13 protein-coding genes and 2 tRNA genes are annotated in these 13,426 nt (G+C 38.9%); 6 read left to right on the plus strand and 9 right to left on the minus strand.

The features are described 5' to 3' along the window. Positions 1–99: 99 nt before the first annotated feature. A complete protein-coding gene (locus tag LVD16_RS23320) occupies positions 100–1,557 on the plus strand; it encodes a TonB-dependent receptor (protein ID WP_233770708.1) in 1,458 nt (485 codons plus the stop codon). Here LVD16_RS23320 and LVD16_RS23325 read toward each other — a convergent pair. From LVD16_RS23325 to LVD16_RS23360, 8 genes are all read right to left on the minus strand, one after another. Then, complete coding sequence (locus tag LVD16_RS23325; protein ID WP_233770709.1) at positions 1,554–2,357, minus strand: queuosine precursor transporter; 804 nt, start codon at positions 2,355–2,357, stop codon at positions 1,554–1,556. The two genes, LVD16_RS23320 and LVD16_RS23325, sit on opposite strands and share 4 nt — an antisense overlap. Beyond that, positions 2,354–3,271 (minus strand): ribonuclease Z, encoded by a 918-nt coding sequence (locus LVD16_RS23330; protein ID WP_233770710.1) that lies wholly within the window; start codon positions 3,269–3,271, stop codon positions 2,354–2,356. The genes LVD16_RS23325 and LVD16_RS23330 overlap by 4 nt, the downstream gene beginning before the upstream one ends. Positions 3,272–3,283: 12 nt before the next feature. Then, entirely contained in the window at positions 3,284–3,667 is a 384-nt protein-coding gene (locus LVD16_RS23335) for an STAS domain-containing protein (protein ID WP_233770711.1), read from the minus strand. Between the two features lie 52 nt (positions 3,668–3,719). Continuing rightward, positions 3,720–4,661, minus strand: a complete 942-nt coding sequence (locus LVD16_RS23340; protein WP_233770712.1) for a phosphoribosylaminoimidazolesuccinocarboxamide synthase — start codon at positions 4,659–4,661, stop codon at positions 3,720–3,722. Positions 4,662–4,702: 41 nt separating this feature from the next. After that, entirely contained in the window at positions 4,703–6,034 is a 1,332-nt protein-coding gene (locus tag LVD16_RS23345; protein WP_233770713.1) for a toxin-antitoxin system YwqK family antitoxin, read from the minus strand. An 89-nt stretch (positions 6,035–6,123) separates the two neighbouring features. After that, a complete protein-coding gene (locus LVD16_RS23350; RefSeq protein WP_233770714.1) occupies positions 6,124–7,302 on the minus strand; it encodes an acetyl-CoA C-acyltransferase in 1,179 nt (392 codons plus the stop codon). 160 nt (positions 7,303–7,462) lie between these two features. Next, positions 7,463–8,410 carry a tetratricopeptide repeat protein gene (locus LVD16_RS23355; RefSeq protein ID WP_233770715.1) on the minus strand — a complete coding sequence of 316 codons (948 nt, stop codon included), beginning with the start codon at positions 8,408–8,410 and terminating at the stop codon, positions 7,463–7,465. Positions 8,411–8,412: 2 nt separating this feature from the next. Next, positions 8,413–9,381: a vWA domain-containing protein gene (locus LVD16_RS23360; protein ID WP_233770716.1), complete on the minus strand. Its 969-nt coding sequence runs from the start codon at positions 9,379–9,381 to the stop codon at positions 8,413–8,415. Positions 9,382–9,667: 286 nt separating this feature from the next. Here LVD16_RS23360 and LVD16_RS23365 point away from each other — a divergent pair. From LVD16_RS23365 to LVD16_RS23385, 5 genes are all read left to right on the plus strand, one after another. Then, positions 9,668–9,755: transfer RNA gene (locus LVD16_RS23365), tRNA-Ser, on the plus strand. 18 nt (positions 9,756–9,773) lie between these two features. Further along, positions 9,774–9,848 (plus strand) — tRNA-Pro (locus tag LVD16_RS23370). A 280-nt stretch (positions 9,849–10,128) separates the two neighbouring features. Continuing rightward, on the plus strand, positions 10,129–11,361 hold the full coding sequence (locus tag LVD16_RS23375; RefSeq protein ID WP_233770717.1) for a site-specific integrase: 1,233 nt from the start codon (positions 10,129–10,131) through the stop codon (positions 11,359–11,361). A 300-nt stretch (positions 11,362–11,661) separates the two neighbouring features. Next, positions 11,662–11,961: a helix-turn-helix domain-containing protein gene (locus LVD16_RS23380; RefSeq protein WP_233770718.1), complete on the plus strand. Its 300-nt coding sequence runs from the start codon at positions 11,662–11,664 to the stop codon at positions 11,959–11,961. 189 nt (positions 11,962–12,150) lie between these two features. Beyond that, positions 12,151–12,450, plus strand: a complete 300-nt coding sequence (locus LVD16_RS23385) for a helix-turn-helix domain-containing protein (protein WP_233770719.1) — start codon at positions 12,151–12,153, stop codon at positions 12,448–12,450. A gap of 453 nt (positions 12,451–12,903) precedes the next feature. On the opposite strand, the gene LVD16_RS23390 is transcribed toward LVD16_RS23385, so the two are convergent. Beyond that, a complete protein-coding gene (locus LVD16_RS23390; RefSeq protein ID WP_233770720.1) occupies positions 12,904–13,383 on the minus strand; it encodes a DUF4265 domain-containing protein in 480 nt (159 codons plus the stop codon). Positions 13,384–13,426 lie beyond the last annotated feature (43 nt).

Consider the following 13,426-nt stretch of genomic DNA (forward strand, 5'->3'; position numbering starts at 1 on the left):
TAAACCCTTTATGCTTAAGTTTGTAATGTATAAAAGCAGGGTTAAATTTTATATAAAAAATTGATCTCAGATCTAATTTGAGATTTTATTACAACTGGCATGGACTCACTTAGAAAACTTACCACCAAGGAAAAAGCACTACAAATTAACCTTAGCAAAGACATCTACGGGTCTTTCGCTGAAATTGGAGCTGGCCAGGAGGTGGCAGCCAATTTCTTTAAGGCTGGTGGTGCGTCCGGCACAATAGCCAAAACCATGTCTGCCTATGACATGAGCTTTAGTGATGCCATATACGGTTACTGTGAACGATATGTATGTGAGCCCAGACTCATGAAAATGTTGGAGCATGAGTACGACCTGCTTATTGAAAGGCTCCCTCACAGAGCACCAAACACTAAATTCTTTGCTTTCGCCAATACCGTGGAAGCACTCAATTATAAAAGAAGTAATCAGCCTCACGGCTGGATCGGCCTGAGATTTCAGTGCCATCCCGGAGGTGAGTACAATGAATGTGTGCTTCACGTAAAAATGAGCGACAACGATGTACTCCTGCAGCAGCAAGCACTGGGAATAATTGGTGTGAACCTGATTTTTGGCTGTTTCTACATCAATGACGCTGAGCAACTGCTAGAATCTCTGATGGATGGACTTACTCCCGGCAGACTCGAAATTGATATGTTTAGAATCAGCGGCCCTGACTTTAAGCATGTGGATAACAGGCTGATGAGTCTTAAGCTGGTAAAAAGTGGATTCACCCATGCCGCCATGTTCGGACCTGATGGCAATGCAATGCAGCCATCTGAAGCACTTTACAAGAAAAACGTGCTCATTTTAAGAGGCCGCTTCAGACCAGTGACTCATGTTAATGTAGATATGCTTCTGGCCTCTCGAAGACATTTCAAAAATGAACCGGATGTAGATAGAGATAAAATAGTGGTACTCACAGAGCTTACCCTGAGTGATCTAAGAACAGAAGGAGAAATTGATGAGAAAGATTTCTTAAACAGGGTAGATATTATTTGCTCTTTGGGCCAAAATGTAATGATTTCCAACTATCCTGAATATTACAAGCTGGTAAGCTACCTATCTGAAATTACTAAAGGCCGTAAGATTGGTATCATCCTGGGTATCTACAACTTACAGCGCGTATTTGATGAGAAGTATTACACTGATCTAAGAGGTGGAGTATTAGAAGCTTTTGGTACTCTCTTTGGTAACAACGTTAAAATTTACGTGTATCCAGCCAGAAAAGAGGGCGATGAGGAGCAACTTTACACACTGGACAACTTTGAGCTGCCTGATAAGCTAAAAGGCTTATTCAGCTTCCTTACTGATAATGATAAACTGGAAAACATCCAGGGAGCGAATGTAGACAACCTGCATATCATCTCTGATAATGTTCTTTCTATGATCAAGTCAGGTGAAGAAGGCTGGGAAGCAATGGTGCCACGCAAAGTGGTAAGTGCCATCAAAGAAAAGTGCTTGTTTGACTATCCTTGTGAGCCAGAATTAAAGAAGGAGCTCCTTAGAAAAGAAAGAGAGCAACAAAACTCTTAAAAGAACGATCCACTTTTAGAGGCAGCGTCTTCCGTTAACTCATGGGCCTTATCTTTCCCCAGGTATTTATCTATGATATAATGCACCACGTATAAAGATGGTGTCATAACAAGTGCTATTATAAACTTGTAAATGTAATTTATAGTACCTACAGCTATCACTTGCTGAAAAGGCCATTGAGTATCATCAGCGGCTAGTAAGTAGAATGCGATATAAAGTACTACAAAGCTATCTACTAACTGAGATACTAACGTAGAGCCAGTCGCTCTTAACCAAAGTCTTTTGCTCCCGGTGATTTTTCGTAGCTTATGAAAAACATATACATCCAGCAACTGACCTACAAGAAAGGCTACCAAAGATCCTATTATAATTCTGGCACCCTGTAAAAACACCTTATTGAAGGCATAATTAATATCTAAGGCCTTACCAGAATCGTCAGTGCTATATAAATCCAGCCAAAATTGAGCTGGCTTCAGCCAACTGACCACGGTAATAACTAAAAATGCATAAATGATAAAGACCACGGTGAGATAGCTGATTTTTTTCACACCAGCTTTACCAAAATACTCGTTTATGATGTCCGTAGTTACAAATACCACTGGCCATAAAACCACCCCTGCCGTAAGATTGAAATCAAGCACCCAATCTCCAAATAGATGGATCTGAGCAGGTTCTAGACCTAATGTGGTCTCAAGCGAAAAGATTTTAGTGCCTACCAGCTCAGCCAGTAAGGCATTGGTAAGAAATATTCCACTTAAAACTATAAATAAATTGGTCTTCTTATCTAGCGAGTTCTTCATTCAGGTATGTGTATAGACTCACCTTCTGTGGCCAGGTAAGTATTATCAAACACAGATTTAGCCTCTTCCAGAAATGGCGTAAGGTCTTTATAGCGAGCGGAATAATGTCCAATCAGCAGCTGCTTCACTTGAGCAGCCTTGGCAATACCCGCTGCCTGCTCTGTGGTACTATGAAAAGTTTGCTCTGCCCAAAAAGCTTTTTCCTGTAAAAACGTGGCTTCATGATACAGCAGGTCAACCCCTTTGATAATGGGAATTATGCTTTCATCATACTTAGTATCTGAGCAGTAAGCGTATGATCTACTTTCTCTGGGAGGCAAAGTCAAATCGCTGTTTTTATAGATTAACTCACCAGCTTCGTTATAGACATCCTCACCTTTTTTCAACGTACCTATCTGTGCGAGTGTAAGGTTTTCAGGTAGCTTCTCTTTATTTAACCGAATAGGTTTAGGCTTTTCTTTGAATATAAATCCACAACATGCTATTCTATGATTCAATGGAAAGCTCTCCACCGTGAGGTACTTATCTTCAAAAATTAGCTCAGGCTTATCCGTTCTTAATTCATGAAAATGAATTTTATAATTCAGAGAAGTATCAGAATATTTCAGCTGCGTAGTTATGATTTCCTGAAGACCACGCTGCCCGTAAATATAAAGGTCATCTTTCCTTTGCAGCAGGTGCAAAGTAAAGATGAGCCCCATAAGTCCTAAATAATGATCACCATGCAGGTGACTGATAAAGATATGATTAATACGAATGGTCTTGCATTTATACCTGGTAAGCTGGGTTTGAGTAGATTCACCACAGTCTATCAGAAAATTATGCGCTCTAATCTTTAAAAGCTGGGCAGTATGATGCCTGCCATATGCAGGCGTTGCCGAATTAGACCCAAGTATTTTTAGTTCGAATGACAAATTTTAGTTTACTCAGTTTTCCTCTTCTCCCTCTTTCAAATCATTTTCCAGCTCATTCATGAACACTGCATCTACTGCCTCTTCTACGGTAGGAAGAATATTCAACACACTGTCTAACTGAGATATCTTTATAAGCTTAAGTGTATGCTCAGAAAGACCCGCTAACACAAAGATTCCACCATCTTCCTGAATTACTCTGTTACCCACAAGAAGGGCGCTAAGACCAGAAGAGTCTGTATATTTTACTTCAGAAAGATCTAAAATGATATTTTTAACACCTTCAGCATGAGTTGTTATTAGCTCAGATTTTAAATTAGGTGCAATGTTAGAATCTAATTTCTCTTCATGAAGCTTTAACAAACTGTATTTATCCTGCTTATCTATAGTATATTTCATTACCTTATTTATGGTTTAGTTATGATTATAATTCCTTAAACTGAAATCTTCATTATTCAGTTTTGATATAATCAAGAATTTTCTTTTCAATACGATTCTCGACCTCCGAATAGTCCTGCTTTTGCAGCACATCACCAGTCACTTTTTCAAAGAGCTCAAGATACCTATCTGAAATTGATTTTACAACCTCATCAGTCATTTCCGGAACCGTTTGCCCGTCTTTACCTTGAAATCCATTTGCGATAAGCCACTGACGTACAAACTCTTTTGAAAGTTGCTTTTGCTCCTCGCCAGCATCTTGCCTTTGTTGGTAGCCTTCCTTATAAAAGTAACGAGATGAATCCGGTGTATGAACCTCATCGATCAGGTAGATCTCATCGGCCAGCTTTCCGAATTCATATTTGGTATCTACCAAAATAAGACCTCTATCAGCAGCCAGCTCAGTACCTCTTTGGAAAAGGGCTCTGGTGTATTTTTCTAGCACCACATAGTCCGCTTCTGTAACAAGGCCGTTAGCTAAAATTTCTTCTCTTGAGATATCTTCGTCATGACCTTCGTGTGCCTTAGTGGTAGGTGTAATGATCGGCTCAGGAAGCTTATCATTTTCTTTTAAGCCTTCCGGCAATGGCACACCGCAAAGCATTCTTTTGCCGTCACGGTATTCTCTCCAAGCATGGCCTGCCAGGTAGCCACGGATCACCATTTCCACTGGAAAAGGATCACACATAAGGCCGACAGCCACATTAGGATCAGGGCTGGCTTCCAACCAGTTAGGACAAATATCTCTGGTGGCTTCAAGGTTTTTCTGGGCCACTTGATTAAGCACTTGTCCTTTAAAAGGAATTGCTCTAGGTAGCACTACATCAAAAGCAGATATCCTGTCTGACGCTACCATTACCATCTTCTTATCGAAATAGTAAATATCCCTTACCTTACCTCTGTAAAAGTTGCTCTGGCCGGGAAAACTGAAGTTTGTTTCTTTTAGGGCTTTCATAGGTGCTGACAAATTTAATTAGCCCCAACCATTTTAAAAATTTATTCCTTTTTTTCTTCTTCAAAAGGTCCGGTATTGGTTTTGGTCAACTTACCTCTGGTGTAGGTTTCTATCTTTTCCAGCTCCCCTTTTTCATTGTAAAAATGCCACAGAGCCACTTTTCTCCCACTTACATACTGACCTTCCTCTTTCAACTGACCATTTTCATAGTAAGCCTTATAATTTCCATGAATCTCACTGGCGTGGAATGGCAGAATTTCTTTCACCTGACCACTTTCATAATACTGAGTATAAGGACCATAGCGTAAATCGAACTTAAACTCCAAATCAGAGGCCTTCTTACCATTTTCATGATAGGTGGTAACAATACCATTCAATTTGCCTTTTAAATAAGTCTCCTTTTTCTCCACCTGCCCTGAAGGGTAGTAGTAAACCCAATCATCTGCCGGCTTGCCATTCTCAAATTTCTTAACGGAGATTAAATGCTCTAATGAATCATAATCCTTTTTGGTAAGGTAGGTATTTGCTTTGGACATAGCGTAAGTGGCTTTAATTTTCCCATTTTCATGGAAAGATGTACCCTCCTTATTGCCTTCTACATAGTTAAATTCATGCTCTAAGCTGCCATCAGCATAATAACCCAGGTTTTCGCCATGCATCACTCCACCTTTGTAGTGTCCTAACAGCCTGAGTTGACCATTTCGATCATAATTCTTGAAAACGCCTGTTTTCTTTCCTTCTTCAAGCTGAGATTCTGTCTCTATTTTACCGTTGTCGTAGTAGGTTTTATAGAAACCATCTAACACCCCGTTTTTATAGTTACCTTCATTCATAAGCAGACCGGTCTCATAAAATACTTTTGTAATACCCGTTTGCTTGCCTCCGGTGTAGGTAATATCTCTCTTAATTACACCATCAGGGTAAAACTCTAACAGTTTGCCTTCCGGCTTTCCATCTATGAAGTATCCTTTGCTGCGCAAGGCACCATCATCATAATAAATATGCAGGCTGTCCGCTATTTCATTTCCATTAAAGCTGGCCTTTTGGATCAATCTTCCCTTATCATTATAGACTTTTACCGGCCCTGCTTTTTCACCATTCTCAAAAATCAGAGTTCTTTTTAGCTGTCCGTTCTGATAATACTCATGAAACTCACCACTTTTAAAGCCATTTACAAAAGCACCTTCCACCTCCACTTCCTGGCTAGGATAATATTTTTTGTAGGCGCCTTCCAAAAGACTAGGGTTATCCCGCCTTACATGATAAATCTCTTTAAGCACGGTTTTATTCTCATCATAATAGGTTCGCACCTCTTCCTGGGCATAAATAATATGAGGCAGAGTTAATAACGCACAAAAAATAAATCTAATCATAGGCCAAAGATAACTATGGATTAAAATGAAAAAAAGCCTTTCGATCGTAAACGAAAGGCTTTGTGCTATATTTTATAAAGTAGTTAATTCTACATTTTTTCGATAACAATGGCAGAAGCTCCTCCACCACCATTACAGATGCCAGCGACACCTATTTTACCACTGTTTTGAGCCAAAACACTGTTCAAAGTAGTGATAATCCTGGCGCCGGAACATCCTAGCGGGTGACCTAAAGCAACGGCACCACCGTTAACATTTACCTTTGACGGATCAAGGTCAAGCTCCTTCATGTTAGCCAAAGCTACTGCAGAGAAAGCCTCATTGATCTCGTAAAAATCAACGGCCGATTTATCAATTCCTGCGTTTTTAATGGCCTTTGGAATAGCCAAGGCAGGAGCAGTAGTAAACCACAATGGATCTTGAGCCGCATCTGCAAAACCTGTGATTTTCGCTATAGGAGTTAGGTTAAGCTCCTTAAGTTTCTGTTCACTTACCAGAACGAGAGCAGAAGCTCCATCATTAATAGTAGAAGCATTAGCTGCTGTTACAGTACCTTCTTTAGAGAATACAGGTCTTAATGATGGTATTTTATCAAACATCACATTTTTGTATTCTTCATCATGATCGAAGATTACAGGATCACCTTTTCGCTGCGGAATTTCTACAGGGATGATCTCATCTGCAAATTTACCAGCCTCCCATGCAGCAGCTGACCTTTTGTATGAGTTGATGGCATACTCATCTTGCTGCTCACGGGTGATATTCATTTTAGACGCCGTGTTATCAGCACAATTACCCATAGGGAACTCATTGTAAGCTTCCCATAAGCCATCATGCATAAGGCCATCTATAAGTTGACCATGGCCATATTTATATCCATATCTTGCTTTTGGCACGTAATAAGGCACATTAGACATGCTCTCTGCACCACCAGCAACTACCACATCATTTTGCCCCAACATAATACTTTGAGCAGCCAGCATTACCGACTTCATACCTGATGAGCAAACTTTATTGATTGTAGTACAAGGCACATTATATCCTAAACCAGCACCAACAGCTGCCTGACGAGCAGGAGCCTGACCAAGACCGGCAGAAATTACATTACCTAAAAATACTTCGTTAACCTGAGATGGATCTACGCCGGCTCTTTCAAGAGCTCCTTTGATAGCAGTAGAACCTAATTGAACAGCAGTAAGACTTGCTAAGCTGCCTCCGAAACTCCCAATGGGCGTTCTTACAGCAGACACAATATAAACTTCTTGCATAATATTTTTTTATTTTATGAGGGAACCTAACAATAGTTAGGTAACAAAAATAGAGATTTCACTGAACAATAAAAGAGCTTTAGCAAAACTCTTCCATTGTTATAAAATCTCTATTCAAATATCTTTTCAGGCCTTCGCCCTTGAGGCCACAACAAACCTATTACCAATCTGGTTTTCCCGAAGCGCGGGATTTGGTGGCCTTATGTTGATTTTGCTGATAATATTGTTTCTCCTTATTCTTCAATGCTTCCAGAATCATCTTGGCCTTTTCTTCCGAGATTTTCATTTCCTTCAGCTTTTCTGAAACAGAGTTTGACTTATCTTTATTATCCGTCATTTTATCATCAGACTTTTCGTCTGACGGCTTCATAGCATCTTCTTCTTTTCCTTGCTTCTCCTCTCCTTTTTCATCTTTCTCACCTTTCTCCCCTTTTTCTTCACTCTCTTTTCCTTCTTTCTCCTGCTTCTTCTGCTGATCTTCTTTACCCTCTTTATCCTTGCCTTCCTGATCTTTTCCTTCCTGTTCTTGCTGATCCTTCTTATCGCCGTCTTTCTTTTCCTGATCTTGCTGCTGCTGATCTTTTTGCTGCTGTTCTTTATCCTTCTGCTCCTGATCCTTGTCTTTCTGATCCTTATTTTGGTCTTTATTCTGATCCTCGTTTTGATCCTTATCTTTTTCCATGGCCTTTTTCACCATTTCATAATTATAACGAGCTTCATCATTTTTAGGATTAGCCCTTAAAGCCTGCTTGAAATGATCCAGGGCCTCCTGATATTTCTTATCACGATTAGCCATGATGCCCAATTGCTGATGGGCCACAGAACGCACCACCTGATTTTCGCTATCAGAAATATTCTCATAATAGCTCAAAGCATTGGCCGTATCTTTTTTATGAAAATAACTATTTGCCAGGTTGAGAGTGATGTTATCATCTTCCAGGTGCAGTGAATCAAGAAGATAATTATAGTTCTCTATGGCTTTATCATAATTAGCATTATTGTAGGCCTCCTTGGCTTCCTTTTTCATCCGGTTGATCTTAGAAATAAGATCTAAACCTCCAGTGAAAGAGCCTACCATTACTAAAACCGATAAAATAAGATGTTTCATATTTATATTTTAATGGTTTTCACATTAATCAAAACGTCAAGAAGAATCAGCAAAAGTGCTGCCGCTAAAAAGTAGTAATACCTATTAGCAGAAACATCCATCTGTTTTGTATCTCTTAACTCTCCTTCTATGCCGTTTATTGTATTTATCAATCGAGTTACGTCATTATTAGTTTCGTTGATCTCAAAATACTTACCATCAGTATCTGCAGCAAGTCTTTTAAGGTTACGACTATCTAGTTTAGTGAGTACATCCCGACCATTCGCATCCTTTTTGTATTTTCCATTTTCCATCAGCTTACTACCTCTGGCGGTACCTACTCCTAAAGTAAATAATTTTATACCATCCTCCTCTATTGCATCGGCCACTTCTTCAGTGTCTTCACCAAAATCTTCTCCATCGCTAATCAAAACAATAACTTTAGACTTTTGCTGCGTCACCGGTGAGTCCTCGTCATTCAGTTTGTCGAGGGCCATGGTTAGTGGTGGAGCAAAGTCAGTACCGGCATTAGGCACTAATGATGTATTCAAAGTTTCAATGAAAAGGTTCAGCGCATTTTGATCGTAAGTGAGCGGTGCTTGCATAAAAGCTTCGGAAGAGAAAATGATGATACCAATTCTATCCGAACTGAAAGCCTCCACAATATTTTTTAGCTCAAACTTCACTTTGGCTAACCTGGAAGGCTGCACATCGGTAGCATTCATAGACTGAGAAAGATCTACCAGCACAAAAATATCTTTACCCACAGATTTCACCTCTCTTTTGGTTTCCCCAAAAGATGGACCTAGCAAGGCCACCATGATTAAGGCAAAATATATGGTTCTTAACCCAGCTTTAATAAAAACCTGTCCATAAGGTGTCTGTAGCTTTCTACCAATATTCACCACCCTAATGATGTAGGCTATATAGAATACTACAAACAGTATTAGGAATACCAGCTCAAGGCTGCTTAAAGTGTATAGCCAATTCATTCGTTAATCGTCTCCTTTTATCATTTGACAAAGAGCAAATATATAAAAGCTCTATGTGCACACAAATAGCTAGTCTATATAATACAAGACCGGTGAATAAACGGGTTAAATGCGGTTTTAGTTTGAAAGAAAAAAAATATTTAAAAAAGTTCACGATAGTGTTTGGTTAAATGAAAAGAGTTCAGTTATATTTGCACTCGCTTTTAGGGAACAGCGCGAGAGAGAAAGCAAACAAGTGTGAAAAGAAGCTGTTTTTGAAGCACACAAATATTGGTTAACGAACCTTGGAGAGGTGGGTGAGTGGCTGAAACCAGCAGTTTGCTAAACTGCCGTACCTGTAAAGGTACCGGGGGGTTCGAATCCCCCTCTCTCCGCAGAGAAAATAATAAGTTCGGGGCGTAGCGCAGTCCGGTTAGCGTACCTGGTTTGGGACCAGGGGGTCGCAGGTTCGAATCCTGCCGCCCCGACATTTAACATGACAAATGTTGGTAAAACCCTCTAAATCGTATGATTTAGAGGGTTTTTTATTTTTATCCTACCAATTAAAACCATCTTATTTCATCTAAAAGGTGCCCTATTCGGTGCCCCTTTTTATTTCTTATATTTGGGGCACCTATCACGGTTTAATTAGCTGTTAGTCAGTGTATTAAACCATATTTTCTATACTCAAAACGAGTTATTTGGAGGCAAAAAAAGTATTACCAGGTGCCCCGGGTCATCAAATCGAAACAATTTAAAGTTGAAATTATGATGCAAACCAAAACAAACACATTCGGCGTTATCTTCTATTTAAGACGATACAAAGCTAAAAAAGGTAAATCTCCAATCTATGCACGCATTACCGTGGATGGAAAACGCGCTGAACTTTCGATAAAACAATCCATTGAAGAAAGTCATTGGAATAATGGTAAAGGACTAGCTAAAGGTAATAGCGATGAAATAAAAAGTTTAAATGTGTATCTAGAACAGGTAAGGGCCAAACTGGTGCAACACTACCAAAATATGATATTACAAGATAAGCTGGTTAATGCTGAGGCGATAAAAAATAAATTCTTGGGCTACGATCAAAGAGAATACACCTTATGTAAGCTTGTAGAATATCATAACACTGAAATGAAACATAGCCTAGCTTGGGGGACTATGAAAAACTACTTTACTACTCAGAAGTACCTGACACGCTTTCTTAAAATGAAATGCAAAACATCAGATGTCTTCCTAACTCAAATCAATTATAGGTTCATAACTCAATTTGAATTTTTTCTACGTAATTGGAAACCCTTGGATCATCATAAGCCTTTAAAAAATAATGGCATTATGAAACACATGGAGCGTTTCCGAAAAATGATCAATTTAGCCATTCGCTTGGAGTGGATGAAACACGACCCTTTCTCACAGTATAAACCAAAATTTGACAAAATAGAAAGAGGCTTTCTTTCTGAGGATGAATTGAGACTCATCGAAAACAAAAGCTTCAAAATAGAACGGCTCCGACAAGTTCGAGATCTTTTTGTTTTCAGCTGCTACACCGGATTAGCTTATATTGATGTTATCAACCTGACAACCGATAATTTAATTAGAGGTATTGATGGAGGGTTATGGATAACTACAAGTAGACAAAAGACTAACAATGTCGTTCAGGTCCCTTTGTTGCAACAAGCAATGAACATCATCGAAACCTATAAAGAACATCCAAAAGTTTTGCAAACAGGATCGTTACTTCCAAGAATGTCTAATCAGAAACTTAATTCCTACCTCAAAGAGATCGCTGACTTATGCGGTGTAGAAAAAAACCTTACCTTTCATTTAGCTAGACACACTTTCGCTACTACAGTCACTTTGAGCAATGGAGTCCCAATTGAGTCTGTTAGTAAAATGCTGGGGCATTCCAGAATTACTACCACTCAGGTTTATGCTAAAGTCATAGAAAAAAAGGTTAGTGAAGACATGGATGCACTAAGAAAAAAACTTACTAAGAAATAAATTGGGATTTACACAAAATTGAAAGGATCTTCCTGAAAGCAAAACTTGGCCTAAGAAATGAAAGTGATGAGATTAGACAGAACATATAGGTAAAGTTTTGGTGAAGAGGGGTTATTAGCTACAGAGTTCCTCTCGCTGCGGGTTCCGAAAGCTACCGAGTTGAGGTGCCGAATGAAACTGATGGAGAATGAGGGCTCTATTTAAATATTGCCATGTTAAATCCTTACCATCTTTCCCTCTACTTGTGAAAAAAGTATAGCATATCTCTACATTTTAGTATTACAACTAAACGTAAAGATTATGGCAACAGAAATTATCACCAAAGACGATCTAAGAGAATTTAAACTTGAATTAATCGATGAGTTTAAAAAGATTTTAAAAGAGCATGCTGGAACACCTGTAAAAAAATGGCTCAGATCTCCAGAGGTAAGGACCATATTACACATTTCGCCAGGCACATTGCAAAATCTAAGAGTAAACGGCACTCTACCATTCACTAAAATAGGCGGAGTTCTATATTATGATTACCAGGATATTCATAAAATGCTAACGGAAAATAGAGTTCAAAACAGGCGCAATTTTGATCCAATTTTAAAATAACATATCAAGACATATAGTATGCTAATACTATAAATATATGATCCAAAAGAAAAATGGTTTGATTTAAATTCTACTCCATAAACAAACAACCAAAAATCCCAATAATTTGACAAACCCATATTGTCTTAAATTGTTTCATATTTAAAGCATTAATGCTGAATTAAGAATTTAATGTATTAAATTTAAAGCATGGATTTTGCATTTAAATCAGACAAAGAAATATTAGCTGAACTGGGCAGGAGGTTTAAAGAGGCTCGAATCAATAGCTCTTTTACACAGCAGGAGCTGGCGAAGCACACTGGTGTGAGCAGGACCACTATCACCAGATTAGAAGGTGGCCTCGGTATCTCCCTGACTCATTTTATTGCACTAATTAGAGCCGTAGATCATATCAATGATCTATCCAAAATCATCAATGTAAGGCAGTTCATAGATCCGGAAAAAGAATTTAAAAAACAACAAGCACAAAGCAAAAGGGTAAGACATTAACTATCAAATACTCCTCGGGATTATTAGTGGTGAGTATTATCACAGACATCATCAGGGTAGGTTTGAAACTGATTGAAGCAAACGAGCGTATTACGATACTTTAAAGAGCAAGAAGAATAGCTGAGTTATTAGATAAATGTAAGGCTCGTGTTTATCGAACAAATTGCCCAACCTTAGCTATTTTCATAACTTTCAAGAATATGGTTAGCTGGAGTAAAGTATTAAGTAATAACTTTAGAGTGACCATTTTGTGGACTTTTAAAAAACTAGAAACATCTGATTTAGTCATAACAAATAACCACGAATAGTTATACCATCATACCGAGCATGATGGCAACGGGTGGCTTCAATATCCCAACCTAAGGCTAATCCCCCATGCCAGGGTTTGTTCAACAATGTCTTCATAGCGATCTCAATGAGCCACACGAAGACTTAGTTATTGGGAGTACCCAATTATTTCGTTATGTCATTCTGGTGCTTCTCAGAAAGACAAGGTTCAGCATATTCTAAGATGCTTTGCTGTTCATATTTGTCCAGTAGAAGCGTGATGGTTTTATAATCTGTGGATTTAAGTATTTCCACGGAAAAGAACTTCTCGTTGAGACCTTCGGAGAGACAGTTGAGTTTCTTGAGTTCGTCTCGAATAACCTGCTTATCCATTTCATCAGTCATCATAATTACTTGGACTATTGAGTTACCAGAATGTTTGGTCGTTCTCCTGAAAGTTAACCTTTGTTCCTGTTCGTCAAACTCCGCAAAAAATTCGTCATCAGTCGCAATTACAGGTCCATAAAATGGAATGCTGTCCAATTTATAGATACCGTTAGCAGGGTCAATCTTCTGTGCCCACATTGTCTCGACCGTTAGTTCGTCAAGTAAGTTGCTGTGATATTTGAAAACTATTTTTTCTTGTTCGTTCGATGTGTCCGTCATGCAGTCCTGATTACCCCAACATCCGTGTAAGAGAAACAAGACA

The sequence above is a fragment of the Fulvivirga ligni genome (genome assembly GCF_021389935.1).
In the GTDB taxonomy this organism is placed as follows: Bacteria; Bacteroidota; Bacteroidia; order Cytophagales; family Cyclobacteriaceae; genus Fulvivirga; species Fulvivirga ligni.

What these genes read in the sequence shown, in the direction of transcription:
- LVD16_RS23320 (WP_233770708.1), top strand. Translation starts at nt 100, where the DNA reads ATGGACTCACTTAGAAAACTTACCACCAAGGAAAAAGCACTACAAATT.
- LVD16_RS23325 (WP_233770709.1), bottom strand. Translation starts at nt 2,357, where the DNA reads ATGAAGAACTCGCTAGATAAGAAGACCAATTTATTTATAGTTTTAAGT.
- LVD16_RS23335 (WP_233770711.1), bottom strand. Translation starts at nt 3,667, where the DNA reads ATGAAATATACTATAGATAAGCAGGATAAATACAGTTTGTTAAAGCTT.
- LVD16_RS23340 (WP_233770712.1), bottom strand. Translation starts at nt 4,661, where the DNA reads ATGAAAGCCCTAAAAGAAACAAACTTCAGTTTTCCCGGCCAGAGCAAC.
- LVD16_RS23345 (WP_233770713.1), bottom strand. Translation starts at nt 6,034, where the DNA reads ATGATTAGATTTATTTTTTGTGCGTTATTAACTCTGCCTCATATTATT.
- LVD16_RS23350 (WP_233770714.1), bottom strand. Translation starts at nt 7,302, where the DNA reads ATGCAAGAAGTTTATATTGTGTCTGCTGTAAGAACGCCCATTGGGAGT.
- LVD16_RS23355 (WP_233770715.1), bottom strand. Translation starts at nt 8,410, where the DNA reads ATGAAACATCTTATTTTATCGGTTTTAGTAATGGTAGGCTCTTTCACT.
- LVD16_RS23360 (WP_233770716.1), bottom strand. Translation starts at nt 9,381, where the DNA reads ATGAATTGGCTATACACTTTAAGCAGCCTTGAGCTGGTATTCCTAATA.
- LVD16_RS23375 (WP_233770717.1), top strand. Translation starts at nt 10,129, where the DNA reads ATGATGCAAACCAAAACAAACACATTCGGCGTTATCTTCTATTTAAGA.
- LVD16_RS23380 (WP_233770718.1), top strand. Translation starts at nt 11,662, where the DNA reads ATGGCAACAGAAATTATCACCAAAGACGATCTAAGAGAATTTAAACTT.
- LVD16_RS23385 (WP_233770719.1), top strand. Translation starts at nt 12,151, where the DNA reads ATGGATTTTGCATTTAAATCAGACAAAGAAATATTAGCTGAACTGGGC.
- LVD16_RS23390 (WP_233770720.1), bottom strand. Translation starts at nt 13,383, where the DNA reads ATGACGGACACATCGAACGAACAAGAAAAAATAGTTTTCAAATATCAC.